Origin of the sequence: uncultured Campylobacter sp. (assembly GCF_937997595.1) — a bacterium.
GTDB lineage: Bacteria > Campylobacterota > Campylobacteria > Campylobacterales > Campylobacteraceae > Campylobacter_B.
This window is the reverse complement of the sequence record NZ_CALKTS010000301.1, coordinates 1-1,102: the sequence shown is the minus strand read 5'-3', so window position 1 is coordinate 1,102 and position 1,102 is coordinate 1. Positions and strand designations below refer to the sequence as shown.

Below are 1,102 nucleotides of genomic sequence, written 5' to 3'. Positions count from 1 at the left end.
TCAGCCTATCCGCCATAGCGATCTTTCCTTTGTCTTTTAAATTTAGAAATTTAGCCCGCCGTATTTGCTCTTGCCGTTTGCCTATTGAAATTCTAATTTTGCGGGATTGCACTCTTTGTCGGCTTTGCAATCTTGCAATTTTTTGATGATTTTATTGAAATGTTCTTTATCATACGCTAGATCTCGCGTCATCGTTGCGTATTTGATTACTTCGTCAATATCGAATGAATAATGCAGATATGTTAGAGCGCAAAGAAAACAAGAATTTATAATCTGACCGACTTCGCAGCCTCTTACTAGCCGCTCTAAGCCTAACGGAATTCTACTTGTTTTAATTAGAATTTCACCCGCCAAATCACAAGCTTCAAAATTTTCTCTGCCATTTTTTTCAAAGCATTTCGCATTTAAAGTTTCTAATAATTTTTCACAAGTACTGTATTTTCCATTGCCAAAATCGCACTCCTTTATAAATTGCGAAATTTTTGGAGAATAAATTTTATCGCAACCTATGTAATAATGCGAAGCATCGCAACTAACTTTCGCTCTGCCGTATTCTTCGGCGGACATTTTATAAAACCCGTCACTTAAAATTTTAACTCCCGTAGAATTTTGTCCTTGTGCCTCGCTCGGCTCCGTATCTTGCATCGCAAAAGCAGCCCCGCTAAAACCGAGCCACAGCGCAAACGCCAAAAATACTCGCTTCATTTTCTCTCCTTGTTCATTTTATTATTCGCTTATGATACCTAAAAAGCGATAAATTTTATTTATTTTACGCAGGATTTGGGCTGCAAGGTCGTAAATTTTTAAGACATTTTAAATTTGCCTCGCGGAATTTTAAGTAGGATAAATTTTAAATTCCAAAATGCAATCCTTAAGCAAGTTAAATTTCGGCGCGATACAAGGTAAATTTGAGTAGGCTAAAATTCTTGCACGTTGGAATTTAAACGAAAAACTAGGCGTCGCGATCGGGCAAACGCAAAAATGAGAAAAATGCGAAGCTAAAATTTATCGCATGTCGAAATTTAAACCGCCTTTTTGGTTAAATTTAAGCTAAAAACGCTATAATCCCGTTTCTTTTATTTCGTGCGCTCGTAGCTCAGCT

The 1,102-nt window shown here is 36.9% G+C and carries 1 protein-coding gene; it reads right to left on the bottom strand.

Features of this window, described 5'->3' with window-relative positions; translation table 11 throughout:
- Positions 1–81: 81 nt before the first annotated feature.
- Positions 82–705, bottom strand: coding sequence for a hypothetical protein (locus tag Q0614_RS10055; RefSeq protein WP_298788454.1), 624 nt, complete (start codon positions 703–705; stop codon positions 82–84).
- Positions 706–1,102: the final 397 nt, after the last annotated feature.

Bases quoted from the DNA above. Each gene is read 5' to 3' on its own strand.
- Q0614_RS10055 (WP_298788454.1), bottom strand. From the start codon at position 705: ATGAAGCGAGTATTTTTGGCGTTTGCGCTGTGGCTCGGTTTTAGCGGG.